General features: G+C 67.0%; 25 protein-coding genes. 12 read left to right on the plus strand and 13 right to left on the minus strand.

The annotated features are described in order from the left end of the window. The first annotated feature begins 46 nt into the window (after positions 1-46). Positions 47-2,023: a methyl-accepting chemotaxis protein gene (locus tag V7S63_RS09390; RefSeq protein ID WP_336530018.1), complete on the plus strand. Its 1,977-nt coding sequence runs from the start codon at positions 47-49 to the stop codon at positions 2,021-2,023. Beyond that, the gene (locus tag V7S63_RS09395) at positions 2,020-2,379 is read left to right on the plus strand and encodes a tRNA-binding protein (protein ID WP_336530019.1); all 360 of its coding nucleotides are present in this window, start codon (positions 2,020-2,022) and stop codon (positions 2,377-2,379) included. Before V7S63_RS09390 ends, V7S63_RS09395 begins: the two co-directional genes overlap by 4 nt. Before the next feature lie 215 nt (positions 2,380-2,594). Here V7S63_RS09395 and V7S63_RS09400 read toward each other — a convergent pair whose 3' ends face one another. Both V7S63_RS09400 and V7S63_RS09405 read right to left on the minus strand, forming a co-directional pair. After that, positions 2,595-3,506, minus strand: a complete 912-nt coding sequence (locus tag V7S63_RS09400; RefSeq protein ID WP_336530020.1) for a pyridoxamine 5'-phosphate oxidase family protein — start codon at positions 3,504-3,506, stop codon at positions 2,595-2,597. A 4-nt stretch (positions 3,507-3,510) separates the two neighbouring features. After that, positions 3,511-4,134 (minus strand): glutathione S-transferase family protein, encoded by a 624-nt coding sequence (locus V7S63_RS09405; protein ID WP_336530021.1) that lies wholly within the window; start codon positions 4,132-4,134, stop codon positions 3,511-3,513. Positions 4,135-4,232: 98 nt separating this feature from the next. Here V7S63_RS09405 and V7S63_RS09410 point away from each other — a divergent pair, with 98 nt between their 5' ends. Next, positions 4,233-5,135 carry a LysR family transcriptional regulator gene (locus V7S63_RS09410; protein WP_336530022.1) on the plus strand — a complete coding sequence of 301 codons (903 nt, stop codon included), beginning with the start codon at positions 4,233-4,235 and terminating at the stop codon, positions 5,133-5,135. Positions 5,136-5,143: 8 nt separating this feature from the next. On the opposite strand, the gene gcvA is transcribed toward V7S63_RS09410, so the two are convergent. Beyond that, complete coding sequence (gcvA, locus tag V7S63_RS09415; protein ID WP_336530023.1) at positions 5,144-6,067, minus strand: transcriptional regulator GcvA; 924 nt, start codon at positions 6,065-6,067, stop codon at positions 5,144-5,146. A 105-nt stretch (positions 6,068-6,172) separates the two neighbouring features. Between gcvA and V7S63_RS09420 the strand changes: the two genes are divergently transcribed. After that, a complete protein-coding gene (locus tag V7S63_RS09420) occupies positions 6,173-6,394 on the plus strand; it encodes a DUF1127 domain-containing protein (protein ID WP_336530024.1) in 222 nt (73 codons plus the stop codon). Positions 6,395-6,585: 191 nt separating this feature from the next. Here V7S63_RS09420 and V7S63_RS09425 read toward each other — a convergent pair whose 3' ends face one another. The 4 genes from V7S63_RS09425 to V7S63_RS09440 form a co-directional block, all read right to left on the minus strand. Continuing rightward, the gene (locus V7S63_RS09425) at positions 6,586-7,950 is read right to left on the minus strand and encodes an ATP-binding protein (protein WP_100964264.1); all 1,365 of its coding nucleotides are present in this window, start codon (positions 7,948-7,950) and stop codon (positions 6,586-6,588) included. Positions 7,951-8,039: 89 nt separating this feature from the next. Next, complete coding sequence (locus tag V7S63_RS09430) at positions 8,040-8,765, minus strand: response regulator (protein ID WP_091839347.1); 726 nt, start codon at positions 8,763-8,765, stop codon at positions 8,040-8,042. A 170-nt stretch (positions 8,766-8,935) separates the two neighbouring features. After that, positions 8,936-9,448, minus strand: a complete 513-nt coding sequence (locus V7S63_RS09435; protein WP_336530025.1) for a hypothetical protein — start codon at positions 9,446-9,448, stop codon at positions 8,936-8,938. A 23-nt stretch (positions 9,449-9,471) separates the two neighbouring features. Continuing rightward, positions 9,472-9,984 carry a MarR family winged helix-turn-helix transcriptional regulator gene (locus V7S63_RS09440; protein ID WP_425285466.1) on the minus strand — a complete coding sequence of 171 codons (513 nt, stop codon included), beginning with the start codon at positions 9,982-9,984 and terminating at the stop codon, positions 9,472-9,474. A 180-nt stretch (positions 9,985-10,164) separates the two neighbouring features. Between V7S63_RS09440 and V7S63_RS09445 the strand changes: the two genes are divergently transcribed. The 5 genes from V7S63_RS09445 to V7S63_RS09465 all read left to right on the plus strand — a co-directional run bounded on the left by V7S63_RS09445 (position 10,165) and on the right by V7S63_RS09465 (position 13,906). Continuing rightward, complete coding sequence (locus tag V7S63_RS09445) at positions 10,165-11,055, plus strand: branched-chain amino acid aminotransferase (RefSeq protein ID WP_336530026.1); 891 nt, start codon at positions 10,165-10,167, stop codon at positions 11,053-11,055. 219 nt (positions 11,056-11,274) lie between these two features. Continuing rightward, a complete protein-coding gene (locus tag V7S63_RS09450) occupies positions 11,275-11,733 on the plus strand; it encodes a hypothetical protein (protein WP_336530027.1) in 459 nt (152 codons plus the stop codon). A gap of 13 nt (positions 11,734-11,746) precedes the next feature. After that, positions 11,747-12,415: a ribonuclease T2 family protein gene (locus tag V7S63_RS09455; protein ID WP_442896444.1), complete on the plus strand. Its 669-nt coding sequence runs from the start codon at positions 11,747-11,749 to the stop codon at positions 12,413-12,415. A 4-nt stretch (positions 12,416-12,419) separates the two neighbouring features. Further along, positions 12,420-13,271: a 23S rRNA (adenine(2030)-N(6))-methyltransferase RlmJ gene (locus tag V7S63_RS09460; protein WP_091839367.1), complete on the plus strand. Its 852-nt coding sequence runs from the start codon at positions 12,420-12,422 to the stop codon at positions 13,269-13,271. A 32-nt stretch (positions 13,272-13,303) separates the two neighbouring features. Beyond that, positions 13,304-13,906, plus strand: a complete 603-nt coding sequence (locus V7S63_RS09465) for a glutathione S-transferase (protein ID WP_336530028.1) — start codon at positions 13,304-13,306, stop codon at positions 13,904-13,906. A gap of 224 nt (positions 13,907-14,130) precedes the next feature. On the opposite strand, the gene V7S63_RS09470 is transcribed toward V7S63_RS09465, so the two are convergent. Then, on the minus strand, positions 14,131-14,802 hold the full coding sequence (locus V7S63_RS09470; RefSeq protein ID WP_100964093.1) for an outer membrane protein: 672 nt from the start codon (positions 14,800-14,802) through the stop codon (positions 14,131-14,133). 370 nt (positions 14,803-15,172) lie between these two features. Here V7S63_RS09470 and V7S63_RS09475 point away from each other — a divergent pair, with 370 nt between their 5' ends. Both V7S63_RS09475 and V7S63_RS09480 read left to right on the plus strand, forming a co-directional pair. After that, positions 15,173-15,973 carry a glycosyltransferase family 2 protein gene (locus V7S63_RS09475; RefSeq protein ID WP_336530029.1) on the plus strand — a complete coding sequence of 267 codons (801 nt, stop codon included), beginning with the start codon at positions 15,173-15,175 and terminating at the stop codon, positions 15,971-15,973. Continuing rightward, positions 15,966-16,712, plus strand: coding sequence for an SDR family oxidoreductase (locus tag V7S63_RS09480; protein WP_336530030.1), 747 nt, complete (start codon positions 15,966-15,968; stop codon positions 16,710-16,712). Before V7S63_RS09475 ends, V7S63_RS09480 begins: the two co-directional genes overlap by 8 nt. 51 nt (positions 16,713-16,763) lie before the next feature. On the opposite strand, the gene V7S63_RS09485 is transcribed toward V7S63_RS09480, so the two are convergent. The 5 genes from V7S63_RS09485 to V7S63_RS09505 all read right to left on the minus strand — a co-directional run bounded on the left by V7S63_RS09485 (position 16,764) and on the right by V7S63_RS09505 (position 20,563). Further along, entirely contained in the window at positions 16,764-17,051 is a 288-nt protein-coding gene (locus V7S63_RS09485) for a hypothetical protein (RefSeq protein WP_091842939.1), read from the minus strand. Between the two features lie 163 nt (positions 17,052-17,214). Further along, entirely contained in the window at positions 17,215-17,979 is a 765-nt protein-coding gene (pgeF, locus tag V7S63_RS09490) for a peptidoglycan editing factor PgeF (protein ID WP_336530031.1), read from the minus strand. Positions 17,980-17,995: 16 nt separating this feature from the next. Beyond that, positions 17,996-19,099 carry a class I SAM-dependent methyltransferase gene (locus tag V7S63_RS09495; protein ID WP_336530032.1) on the minus strand — a complete coding sequence of 368 codons (1,104 nt, stop codon included), beginning with the start codon at positions 19,097-19,099 and terminating at the stop codon, positions 17,996-17,998. Next, positions 19,096-19,920: a prolipoprotein diacylglyceryl transferase gene (gene lgt / locus V7S63_RS09500; RefSeq protein WP_336530033.1), complete on the minus strand. Its 825-nt coding sequence runs from the start codon at positions 19,918-19,920 to the stop codon at positions 19,096-19,098. The genes V7S63_RS09495 and lgt overlap by 4 nt, the downstream gene beginning before the upstream one ends. A 76-nt stretch (positions 19,921-19,996) precedes the next feature. Next, positions 19,997-20,563 (minus strand): hypothetical protein, encoded by a 567-nt coding sequence (locus V7S63_RS09505; RefSeq protein ID WP_100964083.1) that lies wholly within the window; start codon positions 20,561-20,563, stop codon positions 19,997-19,999. A gap of 149 nt (positions 20,564-20,712) precedes the next feature. Between V7S63_RS09505 and uvrC the strand changes: the two genes are divergently transcribed. Further along, positions 20,713-22,866 (plus strand): excinuclease ABC subunit UvrC, encoded by a 2,154-nt coding sequence (gene uvrC, locus V7S63_RS09510; RefSeq protein ID WP_336530244.1) that lies wholly within the window; start codon positions 20,713-20,715, stop codon positions 22,864-22,866. Positions 22,867-22,878: the final 12 nt, after the last annotated feature.

Here is a 22,878-nt window from a genome sequence, read left to right on the forward strand (position 1 = left end):
TAGCCACCGTTGGCGAATGTGAAGAATCACGTTCGCGAGGGGCGACATGTCTGCGTTGAAGAAGCTTACCGGGCTGTCGATCAGCCGTTCGTTCGGGCTGGTCGCCATCCTGGCCGCCGTCGTCACGGTTGCGAGCGTCGCGGTGACGCTCAATCAGGCCCGGATCGACATGCTCGATCTCAAGCGGTCCGAGGTGAAGAACGCGGTCGAGGCCGCCGCCTCCACGGTGAACGCCTATGTGGCGAAGGTGGAGAAGGGCGAACTCAAGGACGCCGACGCCCAGAAGCTCGCGCTCGACGCGATCGCCAACGCCCGCTTCGACGACGGCAACTACTTCTTCGTCATCCGCTATGACGGCTTCAACGTCGCCCACGCCAATCCGAAGCTGGTCGGCACCGACATGTCGCCGCTCAAGGACCCGACCGGCAAGTTCTTCGTCAAGGAACTGACGGACACGGCGCGGAACAAGGGGGCGGGCTTCGTCGACTACATGTGGGTGAAGCTGGGCGACAAGGAGCCGACGCCGAAAATCTCCTATGTCGTCGGCGTGCCGAAGTGGCAGTGGTCGATCGGCACCGGCATGCATGTCCACGCCGTCGAAGCCTCGTTCTACGGCCTGATCAAGGATGTCGCGGTCGTCCTGGTGCCGCTGGCGCTGCTGCTGCTCGGCCTCGTCGTCTTCCTGAGCCGCCGCGCCTCGGGGATGCTGCGCACGGTATCCGGCAATATGAGCACGCTGGCCGCCGGCGATCTCAAGGCGCCGATCGCCTATCAGGAGCGCCAGGACGAGGTCGGCAGCATGGCGCGCGCCCTCGTCGTCTTCCGCGACGCGGCGCTGACGAAGCAGCAGGTCGAGGCCGAGAAGGCGCAGGCCGAAGCCGATGCCGGCGAACAGCGCCGCGCAGCCGATACGCAGCGGAGCCTCAACGAGGCGCAGCGCGGCGAGGAGGCGAAGAAGCAGGCGGTTGTCGTCGACGCGCTCGGCGCCGGTCTGGAGCATTTGACCGAGGGCGACCTGACCTACCGGATCGAGGTTTCCTTCAGCGCCGAATACGCCAAGCTCAAGAACGACTTCAACGCCGCGATGGCGCATCTCGAAGAGACGATGCGTCAGATCGCGACCAATACCGAGAGCATGAAGGCGGGCGCCGGCGAGATCAGCCAGGCGGCCGACGACCTCGCCAGCCGCACCGAGCAGCAGGCTTCCTCCGTCGAGGAGACTGCGACGGCGCTCGACCAGCTGACCGCGACCGTGCGGCAGACCGCCGAGGGCGCGCGCCAGGCGAGCCACGCCACCACCCAGGTCAAGGGCGAGGCCGAGCAGTCCGGCCAGATCGTGCGCGAAGCCGTCGCCGCCATGAGCGGCATCGAGAAATCCTCCGAGGAGATCTCGCAGATCGTCGGCGTCATCGACGAGATCGCCTTCCAGACCAATCTCTTGGCGCTCAACGCCTCGGTCGAGGCGGCGCGCGCCGGCGATGCCGGCAAGGGCTTTGCGGTGGTCGCTTCCGAAGTGCGGGCGCTGGCGCAGCGCTCGGCGGATGCGGCCAAGGAGATCAAGGGCCTGATCACCGCCTCCAGCGTCGAGGTCGAGAAGGGTGTCGCGCTGGTCGGCCAGACCGGCACGGCGCTGGAGCGGATGTCGGGCGAGATCACCCGCGCCACCTCGCTGGTCGCCGAGATCGCCTCGGCCGCCCAGGAGCAGGCGACGGGGCTGCAGGAGGTCAACACCGCAGTCAACGAGATGGACCAGGCGACGCAGCAGAACGCCGCCATGGCCGAGCAGTCGACCGCCGCCTCGCAGGCCCTGGCCCAGGAAGCCGACAGGCTCGCCGCGCTGGTCGGGCGCTTCAGGCTCGGCGGCGACGTGGTTGCCTTGAAGGCGATGGCGGGCAAGATGGCGCAGGCTGCGGCGCCTGCGCCGCGCCCGGCGCGCGCCATGGCGGCCGCGCCTGCCTCGAACCATGGCAGCGCCGCGCGCAAGGTTGCCAATGGCGGCGATCGCGGCTGGGAGGAATTTTGAGTACGCCTAGCGAGATCGCCGCTGAGATCGGCTTCGACGACTTCCTCAAGGTCGACATCCGCGTCGGCACCATCGTCGAAGCCGCTCCCTTTCCCGAAGCGCGCAAGCCGGCAATCAAGCTGGTGATCGATTTCGGCGGGACGATCGGCCGCAAGAAATCCTCGGCGCAGATCACGAAGCACTACCGGCCCGAGGAACTCCCAGGCCGGCAGGTGCTGGCGGTGGTGAATTTCCCGCCGCGCCAGATCGGCAAGTTCATGTCGGAGGTTCTGACCCTCGGCGTGCCGGATGGCGATGGCGAGGTCGTGCTGATCGGCCCATCGCTCGAGGTGCCCGCCGGCGGGCGGCTGTACTGATTAGGACTAACGCCTTTGGGAGCGATTGCCCCGAAGAGGGCGGCCTCGACATCTCCCGTAGTGTCATCCCGGACAAGCCGCGCAGCGGCGCCGATCCGGGATCCATTCCTGAGCCTTTCCGATTGAGGTTCCGGAATCGGTCCCGGGTCTGCGCTGCGCTCCGCCCGGGACGACCGCGCCCTTTTTATTAAAGCAGGTAGAAGCCCGTTACTGGCTCAGGCGGCTTGATCCTGCCGCCAGCTTCCCGTCGCGAGCGTGGTCGGCGCCGACTCCGGCTCGCTCCAGCGCAAGGGCAGAGCCGCCTTTCGCCGCCAGGCGCGCGTGACCTCGACATGGAGCAGGCGCTTGGCGCCTGCGAAGGCGGCCAGTTCCGGCCCGTTCCAGATGATCTTCGCCGTGCCTTGCAGCTGCAACACGTCGCCCTTGGCGAAATCGATGAAGAGCAGCGATGTCGCCGGCTCGCGCAGCAGATTGCCGAATGTATTGAAATAGCTGTTGCCGGCGAAGTCCGGGATCGCCAGCCGTTCGCCCTCGATCCGGACGAAACCCGGCCTGCCGCCGCGATGCGAGATGTCGAGCCAGGTTTCCGAGCCGCTGGCGATGAAGAGCGTATCCGCCTCCGTCATCAGGGCGCTGGCTGCCGGATCGAGGGTATCGAGAGCTTCGACTGCGGGAGCAGACGCTGATGCGGGCTCGTGCTGCCGGAGCTGGATGTATTTGGCGCAGTTGCCGAAACTCTGGCTCACCGCGATTCTCAGGCCGTGTCCGTCACGCCCGCTGATCACACCATTGGCGCGGTTGCGCCGTCGGGTGCGCAGATCGAGCCCGAGGAGGCCGACCGATGCGCCCACACTCAGCGTGGCATCGGCCGGATCGCTCGAAGCGGGCAGGGCGGCGATCGCGAGTTCGTTCGGCGTCGGGCTGGTGACGAAGCCTTCCGGGCCGGTGAGGATCGTCGCGATCGGCTTGCCCTGAGCATCGCGCCCCGCCGCGAAGAGATAGGGCAGCAGCGCGAAGAAGTCGCGATGCTGGTCCGGCATGAAGTCGCGGATGCCGGTTCCGCGCGAACTCTCGCCGGCGAGCGCCTGCGCCTCCAGTTCGCCGTCATGGAAGGGCGAGGCGTCCATCGTCTCAGGCCTTCACTGGAATGGGCGAGGGCGGGATCGGCTTGAAGAAGGGCAGGGCCTCGACGCGCCTGAGCCAGGCCTGCACCGCCGGATAGGGATCGAGCGGGATGCCGCCCTCCGGGGCATGCGCGACATAGGAATAGCAGGCGAGGTCGGCAAGCGTCGGATGCTCGGCGGCGAGGAAGCTGCGACCCTTAAGATGTTCTTCCATGAACGCCAGCAGCCGGGAGGCGACGCGCTCGGCCCTGGCCGGATCGTCGTCGTATTTGAACTGCGCGATCAGCCGGGCGACCGCCGGGCCGTGCATGACCTCGCCGGCGGCAATCGAAAGCCAGCGCTGCACCTGCGCCGCTGCAACCGGCTCCTGCGGAAGCCAGTCGCTCTCCGGCGCGTAGCGCCTGGCCAGATACACCAGGATGGCGTTGCTGTCGGCCAAGGTGAGGTCGCCGTCCTGCAGCACCGGGATCTGGCCGAACGGGTTGAGCTTGCGGAAAGCATCGCTGCGACGGACGTCCGCTGGTGCCGGGACGACATCGAAGTCCAGCCCGAGCGCGCGCAGCAGCAATTCGACACGGTGGGTATGGCCGGAGAGGGCAGTGCCGTGCAGCGTGATCTTGGCTTGGGTCATCAGGGCCTCGCGGTGGTGCTGGCTCCAATCTGATTGTTTCAACTTGGCGTCGATAGCTGGTAGGTTGGCAAATCAGAATTTCGCATGATGGAATGATCATGGATCGGCTCGACGAGCTCGCCATCTTCGTCGCGATCATCGACACCGGCAGCCTCGCCGGCGCGGCGCGCCAGCTCAGGCGTTCGCGTCCTGCGGTGACGCGGGCGCTGGCGGCGCTGGAGGAGCGGGCCGGCGTCAGGCTGATCGCGCGCACGACGCGGCAATTGATGGCGACCGAGGCGGGACGGGAGCTGGCCGCCGCGGCCCGCAACATCCTCGCGGAGTATGAGGCCTCGCTCTCGGGCGTGACGGCGGCACCGATGCGCGGCCTGATCCGGATCACGGCTCCGACCGCCTTCGGCCGGCGCCACGTCACGCCGGTGGTCGCCGAGTTCCTAGACCTGCATCCGCAGATCCAGATCGAGCTGGTGCTGGCAGACCGCAATCTCGACCTGATCGAGGAGGGGCTGCATCTGGCAGTCCGCATCGGCGCGCTGCCGAGCTCGCGGCTGGTCGCCCGCAAGGTCGGCGAGGTCAGACGCGTGCTGGTCGCGGCGCCGGCCTATCTGGAGCGCCGCGGCACGCCGCAGCGACCGGCCGACCTCGCCGGCCATGACACCATCGTCAGCATCGCCGCCGGCCAGAGCATGCTCTGGCGCTTCGCCGGCGATGCGCGCAGCGCGACAGTGCAGGTCACGCCGCGCCTGATCGTCAACGAGATCGAAGCGGTGCTGATCGCGGCGCGCTCCGGCCGCGGTCTGGCGCGGGCGCTATCCTATCAGGCCGCGCCCGATATCGCGGCCGGCACACTCGTGCGGGTCATGCGCGAATGGGAGCCTGCTGCCTCGCCGGTGCAACTCGTCGTGCCGAGCGGGCAGCACCTCCAGCCCAAGGTCCGAGCTTTCCTCGATTTCGCCGCGGCAAGGCTGCAGCAGCTTCCGGTGATCAGGCTCGGGAGCTGAGCTCAGGCTCAGCGCAGCGTCGCATGCTCGGCCGCCTCCTCATGGATCCAGCGGCGGAAGGCCGCGATCGCAGGCCGCTCTGCCACGGCCTCGGGGCACACGACATAGTACTGGTAAGCGCCGGGCAATTGCTGCGGGAAGGGGCGCACCAGGCGGCCGGCTTCGAGATAGTCGCCGATCAGGGCGCTGGTTGCGAGCGCGATGCCCTGGCCGGAAGAAGCGGCCTGCAGGGCAAGGAAGGTGTGTGAAAAGCGCGGGCCATGCGAGGCGTCGATATCGTCGACGCCGGCATAGGCAAGCCATTGCGGCCAGGTCACATATTTCGGGATGCCTTCGGCAAGCTCGTGCAGCAGGGTATGGTAGCGCAGATCCGATGGTTCGCGCAGCGGCCGGTCGGGATCGTCGAGCAGGGCCGCATTGCAGACGGGGAAGAAAGTCTCCGTCATCAGCAGCTCGGAATGCAGCCCGGTATAGGCGCCTTCGCCATAGCGAATTGCGATGTCGACATCCTCGCGAGCGAAGTCGGTGAGATGCATCGATACCGAGATGCGCACCTCCAGCTCGGGGTGGCGCTGCTTGAGCACGCCGAGGCGCGGTATCAGCCAGCTCAGCGCGAAACTCGGCATGGTGCTGACCGTGAGGATGTTGGCGGTGTCGGGCCGCAAGGCTCTCGCGGTCGCCTCGTCGAGCTGATCGAGTATCTGCGAGATCGACGTCGCATAGCGCTGGCCGAGCGGCGTCAGCGCGATGCCCTTGCTCGGCAGCCGGGTGAAGAGCGGGCGCTGGAGCCAGGCCTCGAGCGTCTTGACCTGCTGGCCGACGGCGCTGGCGGTGACGGCGAGCTCGTCGCCCGCCCGCTCATAGTTGAGGTGCCGTGAGGCAGCCTCGAACGCGCGCAGCGAGGTCAGGGGTGGCAGGTGGCGGCGGGACATTGGGCGGCCAAGTTTTGCTTGGGCTGAGGCAAAGAAGTTCTCATTTGCTTCCAAGGCTCACAAGCCCCAAATTTCCTGGCAGAAACGAGATCAAAGGAGGCCGTCATGCCGGCCGAAGCCACCACAGAAAATCTTTCGCTTTCGACTTCGCACCATGTTCATGGGCTCGCCGGGCTGTTCCTGCGTTTCGAGGGTTGGCTGACGGCGCGGGCCAGCGCCCGGGCGCTCTACCGCATGGACGACGTGGCGCTTCACGACATCGCCCTCTCCCGCAGCGACGTCGAGCGGGTGAACAGCTCGGCCCGCAAGGCCTTGTGGAGCCACTGAACCACCGCCTGTCATTCCGGGGTACGCCGGAGGCCTGAGCCCGGAACCCGTGAACACGATGCTGCCGGAAGGGTGCGGTGACGGCCGCATCCATGTTGTGGTGGCAGGTGTTCATGGGTTCCGGGTTCTTTGCTGTGCAAAGCCCCGGAAATACAGTGCGGTTACGCGAGCCGCCTGTGGAAGCCGCACGCTCAGACCGGCAGCCTGACCGTGGCGCGCAGGCCGCCGAGCGGCGACTCGCCCAGCATGATGTCGCCACCATGCGAGCGGGCGATGTCGCGCGCGATGGCGAGGCCAAGGCCGGTGCCGCCGCCGTCGACGTTGCGGGCCTCGTCGGCGCGGAAAAATGGCTTGAACACGTCTTCGCGCAACTCGGGCGGGATGCCCGGGCCGTCATCATCGACCATGACGATCAGATAGCGCGCGTCATGGGTTGCGCGGATGGCGATGCGGTCGCCGAAGCGCGCGGCATTCGAAACCAGATTGGTGAGCAGGCGCCGGATCGCGTCGGGCCGGACGACGACAAGCGGGTCCCCGACCACGGTGAGCTCGGTCTGGTGATCCTGGCGTTCGGCATCGGCCTTGAGCGTCTCCAGCAAGGCGCGGATATCGGTCTCGACCGGTGCCTCGCCGGCATCGCCACGCGCGAAAGCGAGATAATCCTCGAGCATGCGGCTCATCTCGTCGACATCCTTCTCGAGAGCCTCGAGATCTGGCGACTTGTCGAGAAGGGCAAGAGAGAGCTTGAACCGCGTCAGGATGGTGCGCAGATCGTGGCTGACGCCGTTCAGCATCATGGTGCGCTCGCCGATCGAGCGTTCGACGCGCCGCTTCATTTCGATGAAGGCATTGCCGGCACGGCGGACCTCGCGTGCGCCGCGCGGCCGGAAATCGGCGTCGCGGCCCTTGCCGAAGGCTTCGGCGGCGTCGGCCAGACGCAGGATCGGCCGGATCTGATTGCGCAGGAACAGCACTGCGATGGTGAGCAGGATCAGCGAGGTGCCGATCATCCAGAGCAGGAAGATGTGGCTGTTCGAGGCATAGGCCTGGCTCCGGCGGGTCAGCACCCGCATCACGTCCTTGCCGATCTTGATCCGGATCTCGATCAGGCTGGAGCGGCCGACCGTGTCGAGCCAGAAAGGCCGCTTGACCTGTTGGGCGAGCTCGGCCGAGAGCGCACTGTCGAGCAGCGAGAAGAAGGGGCGGGTGCCGGGCGCCGGCAGGTCGGTATCGGGCAGGATCTCGACATCCATGCCGAGCCGCTCCTCGGCGATGCGGCCGATCACCGTCGCCTGGTCGTCCTGCGGATAGCTCTCATAGACGTCGATCAGCGTCGCGATCTCCGACGAGACGGCCGAGGACAGGCGCTGCGTCACCGTCTGCCAATGCCGCTCCATGAAGACATATGCGATGACCGATTGCAGCAGCACCACCGGCGCGATGACGATGACGAGGGCGCGCGGATAGAGCCCCTTGGGCATGATGCGCGCGACCGGGCGCAGCCAGCGCTCCGGCAGGCGCCGGAGCGGCGTTATCGCGGCGGAGAGTGCCGACATGCCCTTGCCGCTGGCGATGCGCAGCTTCGCCAGCGTCCGCGCGGCGAGCGGGACAAGGCGACGCCTGAGCGAAGCGTCGGCCATGCCGGTCAGGTCCTGTCGACGACGAGGCGGTAGCCGATGCCGCGCACGGTCTGGAGATAAAGCGGGTCGGCGGGATCGCGCTCGATCTTGCGGCGCAGCCGGTTGATCTGCACGTCGATGGTGCGGTCGTTGGCGGCGGAGCCCTGGTTGGCCAGCTGCTCGCGCGGCACATGCTCGCCGGCGCGTTCGGCCAATGTGGTCAGGATCTCGCGCTCGCGCTCGGTCAGGCGGATCGACTCCTCGCCCTGGCGCAGTTCGCCGCGGGCGAGGCCGTAGATGAAGGGGCCGAAGCGGACATAGTCCGGCCGCATCGGCGCAGACGGCGCCTCGGGCTGGGCGTTGCGCTTGAGGACATTGCCGAGGCGCAGGATCAGCTCCCGCGGCTCGAAGGGCTTTGAGAGATAGTCGTCGACGCCGATCTCCAGGCCGTTGATGCGGTCGTTCGAATCGGCGCGGGCGGTCAGCATCAGGATCGGCACCTGCGAGCTCTTGCGCAGGCGGCGGGCGAAGTCGAAGCCGTTCTCCCCGGGCATCATCACGTCGAGCACCATGGCGTCGAAGACGAGATGGCCGAGGCGATTATCGGCGTCAGCGGCGTTGGCAGCGGTGGTGACGCGGTAGCCATGGTCGCCGAGAAAGCGCGCCAACAGGTCGCGCAGGCGGCGATCGTCATCGACCACCAGTATATGCGGGGCCTCGTCGGGCACTGGCTTGAGCACGCTGGCCGCCATCTGGGCTCCTTTTTCCGCCTCCGGCACCGGCCGATGCGCCACTGCCTTCGCATCAGGATAGCATAGGCCGCCCGAACTCAGGCCCGCACCTGGGGAGGTCCCAGATAACATTGTCTAACGTTCTGCAACGCGTCTGGCGTGCCTGGCCTGCCGCCGGACGCGATCTGCTCTCACCGGCCGGCCTTGCCGAAGGTCACGCCCCGGTCGGTGACCTTGAGGCTGAAGCGGCCGCGGTCGGTCGGATTGGCGCGGGAATCGTTCGGGCCGAGGACCGTGCCGGTATAGGCGATGACGCCCTGGCCGAACTGGACCTGGCGGGGCTCCGTGCCGACCGTCTCATCGACGCGGCCGACCGGCATCCAGCGGCCACCGGCCTCCCTGAACACGATCGCCATCTGGTTCATCGCGTTGCCGGTCTGGTCGTACTGATAGCTGACGAAGGCGACGGCATGGGGCGTCGGATCATTCTTGAAGCTGCCATGGAACAGGCTGGCATCGCTGGCAGTATCGATGATCCGGCACGTCTCCTCGCCCTTCTGCGTATAGCAGGGGATGCGGGTCTGCTTGAGATAGCGGGTCACGCTCTCGGCGGCGGGGCCCTTGAGGTTGCCGGTCACGTCCTGCGCTGCCGCTGCTGTGACGAAGCCCGTCATGGCGGCGAAGCCGAAGAGAATCCTGCGCATCGTCATCCTGTGTCGTCGTCTCGTCACCGCGGCCCGGCGAGCGCGTCCTGCACCTTCCTGCGCTCGGATGGGTCGATCAAGCCCGCGAGGTAGCGTGCGACGATCTCGCCCGCCTCAGGTCCGACCTGGGCGAGCGCGCCGTTGATGCGCCTGCCCTGCAGCTGCGCCAGCCTGACGGCGAGCTCGCGGCCGGCCTGGGTGGCGTAGAGGTTGCGCTGGCGCTTGTCCTGCGTTCCCGTGCGCGACTCGACGAAGCCGGTCTCGACCAGCTCCTTCAGGACGCGGTTGAGGCTCTGCTTGGTGATCTGCAGGATGTCGAGGAGCTCGGCGATGGTCAGCCCCGGCCGGCGCTCGACGAAATGCAGGACGCGGTGATGCGCGCGGCCGAAGCCGTAATCGGCGAGGATGCGGTCGGGATCGCCGACGAAGTCGCGATAGGCGAAGAAGAACAGCTCGATCAACTCGTAAGGCACTGAGGTATCAGGCGCCTCGGATGGGACGGCAGACGCTGGATGCAATACGGGTGTGCTCACCATCACGCTCATTTTTTATGTCAGCCTTGTTGACATATCTCAGACGTAAGATTACCGGTCAAGCACGCGGGGCGACCGATTATGTCGCAAGTGCCGGTCTCGGCGCAGCATAGATACCGCGCTTGCACGCCTTTCCGGCCTGTGGCGGAGTGGCGGCAAGAAAAGCACCTGGAGGACTGTATCATGTCTGTCATTCCTTTCGACCAGCGCGACGGCGTCATCTGGTTCGACGGCAAGCTCGTGCCGTGGAAGGAGGCCAAGGTGCACGTACTCACCCATGGCCTGCACTATGGCTCCTGCGTTTTCGAGGGCGAGCGCGCCTATGACGGCGTGATCTACAAGTGCACCGAGCACTCGCAGCGCCTGCACAAGTCGGCCGAGATCATGGATTTCACGATCCCGTATTCGGTCGCGGAGATCGATGCCGCCAAGTATCTCTGCCTGAAGGAGAACGGCCTCAAGGACGCCTATCTGCGCCCGGTCGCCTGGCGCGGCTCGGAGATGATGGCGGTCTCGGGCATGAACAACACCATCCACACGGCGATCGCGGTGTGGGAGTGGCCGAGCATGTTCGACATGGCGCAGAAGCTGAAGGGCGTGCGGCTCGACCTTGCCGAATACCGCCGGCCCGATCCGGCCTGCGCGCCGGTCCACGCCAAGGCGGCGGGGCTCTACATGATCTGCTCGCTCTCCAAGCACAAGGCCGAGCGCGCCGGTTATGCCGATGCGATGATGCTCGACTGGGAAGGCAATGTCGCCGAGTGCACCGGCGCCAACATCTTCTTCATCAAGGACGGCGTGGTCCACACCCCGCTGGCCGACCGCTTCCTCAACGGCATCACCCGACAGTCGGTGATCGACCTGTGCCGGAAGCGCGGCTTCGAGGTGGTCGAGCGCCGCATCCGGCCGGAAGAGATCGAAGGCTTCGCCGAGTGCTTCATCACCGGCTCGGCTGCCGAGGTGACGCTGGTCTCCGAGATCGGCCCCTACAAGTTCGTCACCGGCAATATGGGCAAGGTGATCATGGAAGACTATTCGGACGAGGTCCGGCAGGCTTCCAAGGTTGCGGCCTGAGTCATATCTCGTCATCGCCATGCTCGCCGTCCCGCGAGCATGGCGACTTCGCGACAAATCGCTGATGCCGTGTCCGGGCTCCGCCCTGGCGGCGCATCCGGCACGATCGAAATACCACAGAGGCCGCTCGACAGGCGGTGCGAGCGCTCCGCCGCCTTGACCGGGACCGGCCCCGTCGCCATCGTGATGGCAGCTGACTCTTCCCCGCACGAGGCCCCCATGCGCCGGGTTTCCCTTTTCTCCACCCTTGCAGCCGCGATCTGCCTGAGCGGCCTGTCCGCCCAAGCGGCAGGCGGACGTTACGTCCATCCCGCCGACCGGGCGGAAGAGCGCATCATCCCGATGTATGGCAATCTGCCGGCCTGCGAGGATCCGGCGGTGCTCGGCGAGATCACCAGCCGCTTCAACTCGCGCGAGGCCAAGTTCTGGGGTCCGTTGCAGGCGGTCACATTCGACCGCGTCCAGCCGATCGCCTGGCGTCCCTGGGGCGATGATTTCATCCCGCGCCGCTTCTGTACCGCGCGCGTCCTGACCAATGACGGCGTGCTGCGACGGGTCGATTATTCGGTGCGCGAGAATCTCGGCCTGTTCGGCTACACTTGGAACGTCAACTGGTGCGTTTCGGGGCTCGATCGCCACCGCTCCTATGCTCCCGATTGCAAGATGGCCCGTCCCTGATCAAAGCGCAGATATGCGACTGAAGCGAATCGCCGCCGGCCTGCTTGCCTTCTGCGCGCTCGGCGGCACCGCCCTGGCGCAAGGCCGCCACGATCGCGGCGGTACACCGGGCGATTTCGATTTCTACGTCCTGGCCCTGTCCTGGTCGCCGGGCTTCTGCGAGATCGACGGCGGGCGCGGACGGAATCGCGAGCAATGCGCCCCGGGCGCCAATCTCGGCTTCGTCGTGCACGGCCTCTGGCCGCAATATGAGCGGGGATTTCCGAGCGATTGCGGCCCCTCCGGCCGAAGCCCGTCGCGCATGGCGATGGATCAGGCCGAGGGCCTGTTCCCGACCGAAAGTCTCGCGCGCTATCAGTGGCGCAAGCACGGCACCTGCTCCGGCTCAAGCCCGTCCGACTATTTCGCCGATGTCCGCCGCGCCCGGGAGAAGGTCAAGCTTCCGCCGGCGCTGGCGCGCGTCGACAGCGAGAGGAACTGGACGGTGCTCGATCTCGAACGGGCCTTCGTCGACGCCAATCCGGGCTTGCGCACCGACATGATGTCGGTTTCCTGCCGGCGCGGCGTGCTGGAGGAGGTGCGCATCTGCTTCAGCAAGGACCTGCGCGGCTTCCGCAGCTGTGGCGAGGTCGATCGTTCCGGCTGCCGCGCCCGCGATTTCCGCGTCAACGCGATTCGCTGACGAGATGAACTACCGCCACGGTTTCCATGCCGGCAATTTTGCCGATGTGCTCAAGCATGTCGTGCTGATGCGCGTGCTCACGCATCTCAACGCCAAGGACAAGCCGTGGCGCGTGATCGACACCCATGCCGGTGCCGGCCGCTACGATCTCGGCTCCGAGGAGGCGCTGAAGACCCATGAATGGCGCGACGGCGTCGCGCGGCTCGACCAGGCGCCGCTCGCGCCGCAGGTTGAGACCCTGCTGAAACCCTGGCGCGAGGCGCTCTCGGCTGCACGCAGCCGGTACGGCGCTGAGACCTATCCGGGCTCGCCGTGGCTTTGCCGCCATGCCATGCGCGCGGACGACCGGCTGATCGCGGCCGAACTGCATGAGAATACCTTCCGCAAGCTGAGCCAGGCACTCGGCCGCGACGAGCGCTGCAAGGCGCTCGAGATCGACGGCTGGACCGCGCTGCGCGCCAATGTCCCGCCCAAGGAGCGGCGCGGCCTGGTCCTGATCGACCCGCCTTTCGAGGAGAAGGACGAGTTCGCGACGCTCGCCGCCGAGTTCATCGCGGCGCATCGTAAATGGCCGACCGGCATCTACGCGCTCTGGTATCCGATCAAGGAGGAGCGTGCAGTCGAAGGCCTGCTCGATTCGATTCTCGATGCTGGCATCGGGCGGCTGCTCCGGATGGAGATCAACGTCGATCGCCCCGACGCTGCCGGTGGCCTGAGCGCAACCGGCATGCTCCTGGTCAATCCGCCCTGGCTGCTGGCTCAGGAGGCGGAGATCCTGCTGCCGGCCCTGTGCGAACGGCTCGCGCAGGGGCCGCGCCCGCGCTATCGCTGCGAGGCGATTCGCCCCGACGGCTGACCGCTCGTCCTGCCAACCCGAAGGCTGCACCGATGCTGATCCTGCGCTCCTCCCCGACCTCGCCCTTCGGCCGCAAGGTCAAGATCGCCATTGCCGAACTCGGGCTGGAGGGGCGGGTCGAGGTGGTGCCGGCCGACACCAACGATCCGGCGGAATCGCTGCGGCGCCAGAATCCGCTCGGCAAGGTCCCGACCCTGGTGTTCGAGGATGGCTCGACGCTGTTCGATTCCCGGGTGATCATCGAGTATCTCGATCACCTCGTCGGCGGCGACAGGCTCTTCCCGGCCGGGGAGGCGCGTTTCGCGCAACTGCGCCTGCAGGCGCTCGCCGACGGCATCTGCGATGCCGGGCTGCTGCAGGTTTACGAGGTTCGCCTGCGATCACCTGAGATGCGGAGCCGGCCCTGGACCGAAAATCAGGCCGGCAAGATCGCCCGGGCGCTGGCTACGCTCGAAGCCGCGCCGCCCGCTTACGAGCGCCCGCGCATCGGCGAGATCGCGCTTGCCTGCGCTCTCGGCTATCTCGATCTGCGCTTCGACGGGGTCTGGCGCGCCGATCATCCGGCTCTGGTCGCCTGGCTCGACGGCTTCGCGGCCAAGGTGCCGGCTTTCGAGGCGACACGCTTCAAGGGCTAGCGCTCGCCTAATCAGAATGTGTCGTCATTCCGGATTAGCGGCGGATCCGCGCAGCTCCGGAAATCTTCGTAGGTCGCTGAACCCCAGGATGGATTCTGGCGTTCCGTTTCGCTGCGGCTGAATTGGCCCTGCAGCTTACCCAGAACGATGTTCCAACGCTTCAAGACAACAAAAAACCCGGTGGCCTAGGCCACCGGGTTCGTTCCGTCTCCGGGAGGAGAAAATCAGAACTTGTAGCTGAGGCGGGCGCGGACCACCGAGAAGTCCGTGCTGACCTTGTCGCCGCCATTGAAGACGCGCTTGTCGCCGAGGTCGACGTAGAGGTACTCGACGCCGCCGACCAGGTTGTTGGTGAAGGCGTACTCGACGCCGCCGCCGACGGTCCAGCCGGTGTGGGTGTTCGAGTCCGAGTTCAGGCCGTTGATGGTCACGCCCGGGACAAGGGTGGTCTTCACGTTGCCGTAGGCAAGACCAGCGGTGACGTAGGGCAGGAACCGGTCGAAGGCGAAGCCGACGCGGCCGCGGACGGTGCCGAACCACTCGGTCTTGCCTTCGCTGACGATGCCGAGGCCGGCGAAGCTCGGGCCAGCCTTCAGGTCAGCGCCCTGGAAGTCGGCTTCGACGCCGAGGACGATCTGGCCGAGCTGGTAGTTGTAGCCGATCTGGCCACCGCCGACGAAGCCGTCGAGATCGCCGAAGGCGCTGACGCCACGCGAGTCCATGTTGCCCCAGCCGTAGCCGGCGTTGGCACCGACGTAGAAGCCGGTCCAGGTGAAGGCAGGAACGTAAACCGGAGCAACGACCGGGCCCTTGCGGCTCGGCAGGTCGGCAGCGGAGGCAGCGCCGGCAGCGATGAGGCCGAGGGCCGCAACGCCCGAAAGCAGATACTTCTTCATGACAAACTCCTTAGTCATCGTATTCCCGGCGCTGGCCGGCGGGTGATTTCAGTAGCCTCGTTATAAGGCAGGTGACGGGCCGTGTCTGTTGCGGCGAGAACACATGTGCTGGTCAGACCGAGGCGAAATTGCGGCACGATCCGGAACAGGCAAGGCATATTGATCAATTTCGGTTAGTCTTTGTTAAGGCAGTGTGAATTGGCTAACCGAATACTAACGCAACGGCAGCGACTACGGGCCACGATCACATAATCGCCTGGATCGGCTTTTGGTTCCCTCGCAAGTGCAGCCCCGTCATGCGCCGACTGCTTGCAGGCCGCTCCGACCCATGCTTTAGCCGACTGGCCCCGCCTTTCCCGCCGAGACCTGCGTGCCACCGCTTTCGATCTTCATCATCGCGCGCGACGAAGCCGACCGCATCGGGCGCACGATCGCTGCTGTCCGCGGCCTCAGCGACGACATTGTCGTGATCGATTCCGGCTCGACCGACGGCACCCAGGATATCGCCATGAATCTGGGCGCGCGCGTGATCGAGCGTGGCTGGCCGGGCTATGGACCGCAGAAGCGCTTCGCCGAGGAGCAATGCCGCCATCCCTGGCTGCTCAACCTCGACGCCGATGAGGTGACGCCGCCGGAGCTCGTCGCAGAGATCGCCGCGCTGTTCGCCGAGGGCCAGCCGGCCTGCGACGCTTATCGCCTGCGCATCGCCGAGATCTTCCCGGGAGAGGGGGCGCCGCACCGCTTCGCCTATGCGCTCTCGCCGGTCCGTCTCTACCGGGCCGACAAGGGGCGCTATTCGCCGTCGCCGGTGCATGACCGTGTCGACCTTGCGCCAGGCGCGCGCGTCGGCAAGCTCAAGGGCACGATCCATCATTATTCGGTGCGTTCGCTCGGCGAGCAGATGCAGAAGCTCAATGCCTACAGCGATGCGCAGGCCGACGATCTCGACGCGCGCGGCGAGACGCTGTCCGTCTTCCGCCTAGTCGCGGAATTTCCAGCGAACTTCATCAAGGCCTATATCGGGCGGCGTCACATGCTGCGCGGGGTCTATGGCTTCATGACCGCGATGAACTACGCCTTCTACCGCTATCTGCGCGTCGCCAAGCATTGGGAGCGCCGGCTGCAGCGTCGCAGCGTCCGCGGCAACGGCAATGGAGGCCCCGGTGGCTGAGGTCGCCCTCGTCACCGGCGGGGCAAGGCGCATCGGCCGCGCCATTGTCCTGCGCCTGGCCGAGGCCGGCTATGCGGTCGCCGTCCACTGCAACAGCTCGCGCGCCGAGGCGCTGGCACTGGTGGACGAGATCGGCGCGGCAGGCGGCCGGGCCCATGTCGTCGTCGCCGACCTCGTCGATCCCGCGGCGGTCGAGCGGATCGTGCCGGAGGCGGAAGCCGCGCTCGGTCCCGTCAGCCTGCTCGTCAACAGCGCCTCGAGTTTCCTGGTCGACGATCTGACCGCACTGGATGTGCCCACCTGGAATCGCCAGTTCTCGATCAATCTGCGGGCGCCCTCCGTTCTTGCCGGGGCAATGGCGAATCGCCTGCCGGCGGAGTGCCGGGGCGCGATCGTCAACATCGTCGACCAGCGCGTCTGGAAGCTGACGCCGCAATATTATTCCTACACGCTGACCAAGGCTGCGCTGCTCACGGCGACGACGACGATGGCGCAGGCCCTCGCGCCGCGCATCCGGGTCAACGCGGTCGGCCCGGGCCCGACCTTCGCGAATCCGCATGACGGCGAAGCGCGGCTGGCGGCGGAGGTCGGCGGCACGCCGCTCGGGCGCAAGGTCGAGGGGGACGACGTTGCCGAGGCCGTGCTCTATCTGGCGCGCGCCAAGGCGATCACCGGCCAGATGATCGCGGTCGATGCCGGCCAGCACATTGCCTGGCGCACGCCAGACATCGTCGACTGATCCTGTCGCAAGGGGAGCCGCCGCCGGGGCGGCAGCTCCGAGGCGGAAGGATCAGGCCGCGGCCTTGTTCTTGATGGCGCCGATGATCGCGGTGAGGATGGCACCACCGGCGCCGCCGCTGATCAGGTTGGTGATGACGCCGCCGACGCTGAGATTGCCGCCCATCGCCGCAGCCGAAATCGCAGGCAACACGATGGGAATGAGCTGCCCGAGCACACCGCCGCCCACCAGGCCGGCGATGGTGTTGCCGATGGTACCGATATCAAAGGTAGGAGAGGCCTTGCCGGCCGCATTGCCACCGATCGCGCCTGCGACCAGGTTCATCAGGATCTGTTCCATGTTCAATCCCTCAGCCAAGGTGGATGGCAAAGGGAGGATGCGCCTGCGCCAGAGTGCATGCAACTCGAACTCGCCGGAAAGCCAATCATGCAACGCGACGTTGCTTGGACTTAGCCACCGGAAGCGTCATCCGCTCTCTTATACAGAACAGTTCGAGCGGGATTCAGCCGAGCGCGATCGCCGAGATCAGTCGCCCGTAATCGGCCTCCTGCCGGTGAGTCGTGCGGCGGTAGCTGTAGAAGCGCGCCTCGTCGCCATAGGTGCACAGGGCCATGTCGTAGAAGCGGCCGATACCCGCCTCCTGCGCGCGATGGGCGATGAAGGCCGGCAGGTCGAACATTGCATGTGCCGGCCGCTCGGAAGCGTGGAAGAAGCGGGAGAAGGTTGCGTTCTCGCCCTTGAAGCGCTCGATGAACTCCGGGCCGACTTCGTAAGCCGCGGCGCTGATCGTCGGGCCGAGCACGGCGATGATCCGCTCGCGCCTGGCGCCGAGCTTCTCCATCTCGGTCACGGTGGCGCCGATCACGCCGGTGAAGGCGCCCTTCCAGCCGGAATGGGCGGCGCCGATCACACCGGCCTCGGAGTCGGCGAACAGGATCGGGCCGCAATCGGCGGTGGAGATGCCGAGCGCGACGCCATGCGCGATCGTGACCATCGCATCGGCCTTGGGCCGCTCCCCTGGCCAGGGGCCGGTGACCACGGCCACATCCGGCGAATGCACCTGGTGGACGCTGACCAGCCGGTCGCGCTCGACGCCCATCTGCCTAGCCATGCGGGCGCGATTCTCGGCGATATGGGCCTGGTCGTCATTCGAGCCGAGCCCGCCATTCAGCGAAGCGTAGATCCCGCCGGAGACGCCGCCCTCCCGGGTGAAGAAGGCGTGGCGAATACCCGGTTGTTGGGCGAGCTCGGGCGAGGTGATGAACATGGCGGTGCATCCATTCTCAGGGGCGGCCCTGCTCTGGCAGGCGATGAAGGTCAAATCCGGGCAGCAGCGGCAGTTTCGGGTCGGCCACCGCCAGTACCTTGAAGAGCTCGCCCATCGCCGCCGGCCCGGTCTCGATCAGACGTTCGATTCCGCTGGCGAGGGTCTCGACCTGTGCCGGCGTCGCGCGGCGGGACAGCGCCTCGAAGCGCTGCTGCAGCCCGAGCGCCAACAGGAAGTCGCGCTGCGTAACCGGGCCGTGCGCCGCCGCTCCGGCCGCGAGCCCCGTCTGCGCCATCCGGGCGAAGTCGACATGGACTGTGAGGTCGGTATCGCCCGGCTCGACCAGCACGTCGACGAAGGCATGGCGCTTCAGCGCCTGCAGCGTATCGCCGAAGCCGGAGCGGGCCGGGCCGTAATCGATGAACAACCCGGCGCCGCCTGCGGTTGCGACATGGCGGGCGATGGCCGCGACCGCTTCCAATGCGGCGGTGGGCTGTTCCAGCACCGAGCCGACCGGAGCACCGCCCGAAAGCGAGTTGTCGGCCTCTCCCGCCAAGCCGAATGCGAGCTCGCCTTCGTCATCCACCCCGATCAGCCGCTCGCGCCAGCCTTCCGGCGTGCGCACGAACTGGTCGAGCGGCAATGCGTCGAGGAACTCGTTGGCAACGACGATCGCCGGGCCGTCCAGCGCCTGGTCGATCCGATCATGCCAGTGCGGCTGCGCTACGCTCGCAACCAGCGCCTCTCTTTGCCGCTCACGCAGCACCGGGCTGGTCTCGACCAGATGAACCGAGAGCGCTTCGCGAAAGGCCGGCAGCGCCCCCGCCGCCCGCAGCATGTCCTGCATCAGCGTGCCGCGCCCCGGCCCGAGCTCGACCAGGCGGATCGAGGCCGGCGCACCCATCGCCTGCCAGACGCTCGCGGCCCAGAGACCGATCAGTTCGCCGAAGACCTGGCTGATCTCGGGTGCGGTGGTGAAGTCCCCGTCGGCGCCGAACGGGTCCTGCTTCATATAGTAGCCGTGGCGGGGATGGCCGAGGCAGAACGCCATGTAGCGGGAGACGCCGAGCGGTCCCTCCTGGCGGATCAGCTCCGCGAGTTCCTGCGCCAGGAGGCTCACGCTTCAGCCGGCTCCTTACGCCGGAGGACGAGGACGAGGCCGGCGAAGAACAGCGGCGCCGACAGCACCATGCCCATTGTCAGCCAGCTCGTCCCGAACAGGAAGCCGAGCTGCGGATCGGGCTCGCGGAAGAACTCGCAGGTGGTGCGGGCGATGCCATAGCCCATGCCGAAGAGCCCGGCGACGAGACCGGGGCGCTTCAGGCCCCCCACGCGGACGACGATCATCAGCAGCACCAGCAGGAGCAGCCCTTCGCTGAAGGCCTCGTAGAGCTGGCTCGGATGGCGCGGCACCGGGCCGCCATGCGGAAACACGATCGCCCAGGGCACGTCCGGCGCCGGGCGGCCCCAGAGCTCGCCATTGACGAAATTGGCGATGCGGCCGAGGAACAGGCCGATCGGCGCGACCGCAGCACCCAGATCGAGCGCCGAGAGCGGCGGGTAGCCGCGCCTGATGGCGAAGACCCACAGGCCGACCGCAGCGCCGACGAGCCCGCCATGGAAGGACATGCCGCCCTTCCAGACCGCGAAGATCTCCAGCGGATTGGCGAGGTACTCGCCGAGATTATAGAACAGCACGAAGCCGAGCCGGCCGCCGATCACGACGCCGAGCGCAGCGAACAGCAGGAAATCGTCGAGCGAATCGACCTCGGGCCGCCTGCGTCCTCCCCAGAGCGCCTCGGCCGCGGCGAGCTTGCGCGCATACCACCAGCCGCCGAGCAGGCCGACGACATAGGCGAGCCCATACCATTTGATCGAGAGCGGGCCGAGCTGCAGCGCGACCGGGTCGATCACCGGAAACGGGAGGGCGAAGACGGGCATGGGCGAGGGGTCCGGGTTGCGCGGTGCGGTGATGCAGGCGGCACGGCATCCCGGTCAAGTGGTCAGAGAGCCGCGCTCAAGCCCGGCCACGTGCCCGTGCCTCCGCCAGCATCGGCTCTCCGTCGAGTTCCGGCGAGGCCGGCGGCAAGTCCGTCGGCAGATGGTCCCGGATCATCAAGGCGAGCTCGTCGAAGCCGTTGTCATAGGTCGAGATGCGCAGGCGCGGCCCGTCGAAGGAGGAGATCCAAAGATAGCTCGACCAGTCCACACCGATCCGCGCAAGCTCGTTCCAACTCAGCGAGATCACTCGGCCGGTGACCGTCCGGCGCTCGACGCGCTCGCCGTTCCAGCGCACCTGCTCGATCAGGGCGCTGGCGGCGAGGAAGAGGGTGAGGCCGGCGGAGGCACTGGTGAAGAGCAGGCCGGAGGTCCGATCGACGCGCTCGCCCCAGACCACCAGTGTCGCGACGGCGGTGACGAGGAGGCCGGAGAACAGGCCGAGCCAGAGATACGGGCCGGGCGTCAGATAGCGCCATTCGCCATGCCGCCGCGCCCGCCGCCGCTGCAGACAGACGCAAAGCGCGGTGATCGCCATGAAGGCCGGGACGAACAATGCAGCCTTTACGAGCCAATCGACAGCCATGGTGTGATCTCGAAGGGAGCGAAGGCCTGCTTCTACCGCACCTTGCAGGTCACCCGAAGCGCAACCCTTCGGAATGGCGAATGAGACGTTGCCGAATTCCGCCGCGCTCCTGACATGACGAAGCGGCTGCGGCATCCTACATGCAGGTCATGAATCGCGAACGCCAAGAGCCACCGGAGCAAGAGCTGCCGGACGACGACTTCAAGGACGAGGAGGACATCCTTCCCCCGCCCGAAGCCGGGCTCGACCTCGGCGAAGCCGCCCCCAGCGCGCTGAAGGCCGGCATCGAGGTGATCGCCGACTTCGCCAAGCACCTGCCGAACCGGCCCGGCGTCTACCGGATGTTCGATCGCGCCGGCGAGGTGCTCTATGTCGGCAAGGCCAAGAGCCTGAAGAACCGCGTCACGGCCTATGCCCGCGGCATGGCGCACACCAGTGCCGTGGCGCGCATGATCGCCGAGACGGCGAACATGGAGTTCGTCACCACCGGCACCGAGACCGAGGCGCTGCTGCTCGAATCGAACCTGATCAAGCAGCTGCGGCCGCGCTACAACGTGCTGCTGCGCGACGACAAATCCTTCCCCTACATCTTCCTGTCCGGCGACCATCCGGCGCCGCAGATCGCCAAGCATCGCGGCTCGCGCCAGCGCAAGGGCGACTATTTCGGCCCCTTCGCCTCGGTCTGGGCGGTCGAGCGCACGATCGACGCCCTGCAGAAGGCGTTTCTGCTGCGCTCCTGCTCGGACAGCTATTACGAGAACCGCACGCGGCCCTGCCTGCTCTTCCAGATCAAGCGCTGCTCCGGCCCTTGCACCGGCGAGATCTCGCATACCGATTATCAGGGCCTCGCCGACCAGGCGCGCGCCTTCCTCTCCGGCCGTTCCTCGGCGGTGAAGGAACTGCTCTCCAGGCGCATGCAGGCGGCGGCCGAGGAGCTCGAATTCGAGAAGGCGGCGCGCTACCGCGACCGGCTGGCGGCGCTCTCCGCCGTGCAGGCCGGGCAGGACATCAACACGCAAGGGGTCGAGGAGGCCGACGTCTTCGCCATCGACGAGCAGGCGGGGCAGTTCTGCGTCGAGATCTTCTTCTTCCGCAACAAGCAGAACTGGGGCAATCGCGCGCTCTTCCCGCGCGCCGACAAGAGCCTGACCCCGGCCGAGGTGCTCGCTTCCGTCGTCACCCAGTTCTACGACGACAAGCCGCCGCCGAAGCTGGTGCTGCTCTCGCATGATTTGGCTGAGGCCGACCTGATCGCGCAGGCCCTGTGTGAGCGCGCCGGCCGCAAGGTCGAGCTGGCGACGCCCAAGCGCGGCGAGCGGCGCGATCTCGTCGCCCATGCCCAGAAGAACGCGCATGAGGCGCTCGCCCGCAAGCTCGCCGACAGCGCCGGCCAGCAGAGCCTGCTCAATGCGCTCGGCACCGCCTTCGGCCTCGAGAGAGCACCACGCCGCGTCGAGGTCTACGACAACTCGCACATCATGGGCACCAATGCGGTCGGCGGCATGGTCGTCGCCGGGCGGGACGGCTTCATGAAGAGCCATTACCGCACCTTCAATATCTCGTCCGACACCATCGCCGGCGACGACTTCGGCATGATGCGCGAGGTGCTGAAGCGGCGGTTCACACGGCTGGCGAAGGAGAGCGGGACGGCTTCAACCGTGCCGGACGAGGCGCGGGAGCCTTCTCCCCTTCTGGCGGAGGGGGGTATCGCACCAGCGAACGCTCCTGAGGCCAGCCCACCAGATGTCGAGGGTGGCATACCCCCCTCTCTGGCTCTTCCCCGCAAGCAGGGAGAGGAGGCCCCTCTTTCGGCAGTATCAGAGCCCGTCGAACCCGACGACTCAACCTTCCCGTCGCGCCCCGACCTCGTCATCGTCGACGGCGGTAAGGGGCAGTTCGAGGCTGCTCGCAAGATCATGGCCGAATGCGGCGTCACCGATATCGCGCTCGTCGCCATCGCCAAGGGCGAAGACCGCAACGCCATGCGCGAGACCTTCTTCATGGCCGGCAAGGAGCCGTTCAAGCTGCCGCCGCGCGATCCGGCCCTGTTCTTCATCCAGCGCCTGCGCGACGAGGCCCACCGCTTCGCCATCGGGACGCATCGCGCCAAGCGCAAGCGCGACATCAAGACCAACCCACTCGACGAGATTCCGGGCATCGGCCCGTCGCGCAAACGGGCACTGCTGCTGCATTTCGGCACGGTGAAGGCGATCCAGCGCGCCAAGCTCGACGACCTGATGCGGACCCCCGGCGTCAACGCCGCGACGGCGAAGGCGGTGCATGCCCACTTCCATGAGCATTGAGCGGAATGGCGG

Origin of the sequence: Allobosea sp. CCNWLY174, from assembly GCF_037120455.1 — a bacterium.
GTDB classification, from domain to species: domain Bacteria; phylum Pseudomonadota; class Alphaproteobacteria; order Rhizobiales; family Beijerinckiaceae; genus Allobosea; species Allobosea lupini.

What these genes read in the sequence shown, in the direction of transcription:
- V7S63_RS09390 (WP_336530018.1), top strand. Translation starts at nt 47, where the DNA reads ATGTCTGCGTTGAAGAAGCTTACCGGGCTGTCGATCAGCCGTTCGTTC.
- V7S63_RS09400 (WP_336530020.1), bottom strand. Translation starts at nt 3,506, where the DNA reads ATGGACGCCTCGCCCTTCCATGACGGCGAACTGGAGGCGCAGGCGCTC.
- V7S63_RS09405 (WP_336530021.1), bottom strand. Translation starts at nt 4,134, where the DNA reads ATGACCCAAGCCAAGATCACGCTGCACGGCACTGCCCTCTCCGGCCAT.
- V7S63_RS09410 (WP_336530022.1), top strand. Translation starts at nt 4,233, where the DNA reads ATGGATCGGCTCGACGAGCTCGCCATCTTCGTCGCGATCATCGACACC.
- gcvA (WP_336530023.1), bottom strand. Translation starts at nt 6,067, where the DNA reads ATGTCCCGCCGCCACCTGCCACCCCTGACCTCGCTGCGCGCGTTCGAG.
- V7S63_RS09420 (WP_336530024.1), top strand. Translation starts at nt 6,173, where the DNA reads ATGCCGGCCGAAGCCACCACAGAAAATCTTTCGCTTTCGACTTCGCAC.
- V7S63_RS09425 (WP_100964264.1), bottom strand. Translation starts at nt 7,950, where the DNA reads ATGTCGGCACTCTCCGCCGCGATAACGCCGCTCCGGCGCCTGCCGGAG.
- V7S63_RS09430 (WP_091839347.1), bottom strand. Translation starts at nt 8,765, where the DNA reads ATGGCGGCCAGCGTGCTCAAGCCAGTGCCCGACGAGGCCCCGCATATA.
- V7S63_RS09435 (WP_336530025.1), bottom strand. Translation starts at nt 9,448, where the DNA reads ATGCGCAGGATTCTCTTCGGCTTCGCCGCCATGACGGGCTTCGTCACA.
- V7S63_RS09440 (WP_425285466.1), bottom strand. Translation starts at nt 9,984, where the DNA reads ATGGTGAGCACACCCGTATTGCATCCAGCGTCTGCCGTCCCATCCGAG.
- V7S63_RS09445 (WP_336530026.1), top strand. Translation starts at nt 10,165, where the DNA reads ATGTCTGTCATTCCTTTCGACCAGCGCGACGGCGTCATCTGGTTCGAC.
- V7S63_RS09450 (WP_336530027.1), top strand. Translation starts at nt 11,275, where the DNA reads ATGCGCCGGGTTTCCCTTTTCTCCACCCTTGCAGCCGCGATCTGCCTG.
- V7S63_RS09455 (WP_442896444.1), top strand. Translation starts at nt 11,747, where the DNA reads ATGCGACTGAAGCGAATCGCCGCCGGCCTGCTTGCCTTCTGCGCGCTC.
- V7S63_RS09460 (WP_091839367.1), top strand. Translation starts at nt 12,420, where the DNA reads ATGAACTACCGCCACGGTTTCCATGCCGGCAATTTTGCCGATGTGCTC.
- V7S63_RS09465 (WP_336530028.1), top strand. Translation starts at nt 13,304, where the DNA reads ATGCTGATCCTGCGCTCCTCCCCGACCTCGCCCTTCGGCCGCAAGGTC.
- V7S63_RS09470 (WP_100964093.1), bottom strand. Translation starts at nt 14,802, where the DNA reads ATGAAGAAGTATCTGCTTTCGGGCGTTGCGGCCCTCGGCCTCATCGCT.
- V7S63_RS09485 (WP_091842939.1), bottom strand. Translation starts at nt 17,051, where the DNA reads ATGGAACAGATCCTGATGAACCTGGTCGCAGGCGCGATCGGTGGCAAT.
- pgeF (WP_336530031.1), bottom strand. Translation starts at nt 17,979, where the DNA reads ATGTTCATCACCTCGCCCGAGCTCGCCCAACAACCGGGTATTCGCCAC.
- lgt (WP_336530033.1), bottom strand. Translation starts at nt 19,920, where the DNA reads ATGCCCGTCTTCGCCCTCCCGTTTCCGGTGATCGACCCGGTCGCGCTG.
- V7S63_RS09505 (WP_100964083.1), bottom strand. Translation starts at nt 20,563, where the DNA reads ATGGCTGTCGATTGGCTCGTAAAGGCTGCATTGTTCGTCCCGGCCTTC.
- uvrC (WP_336530244.1), top strand. Translation starts at nt 20,713, where the DNA reads ATGAATCGCGAACGCCAAGAGCCACCGGAGCAAGAGCTGCCGGACGAC.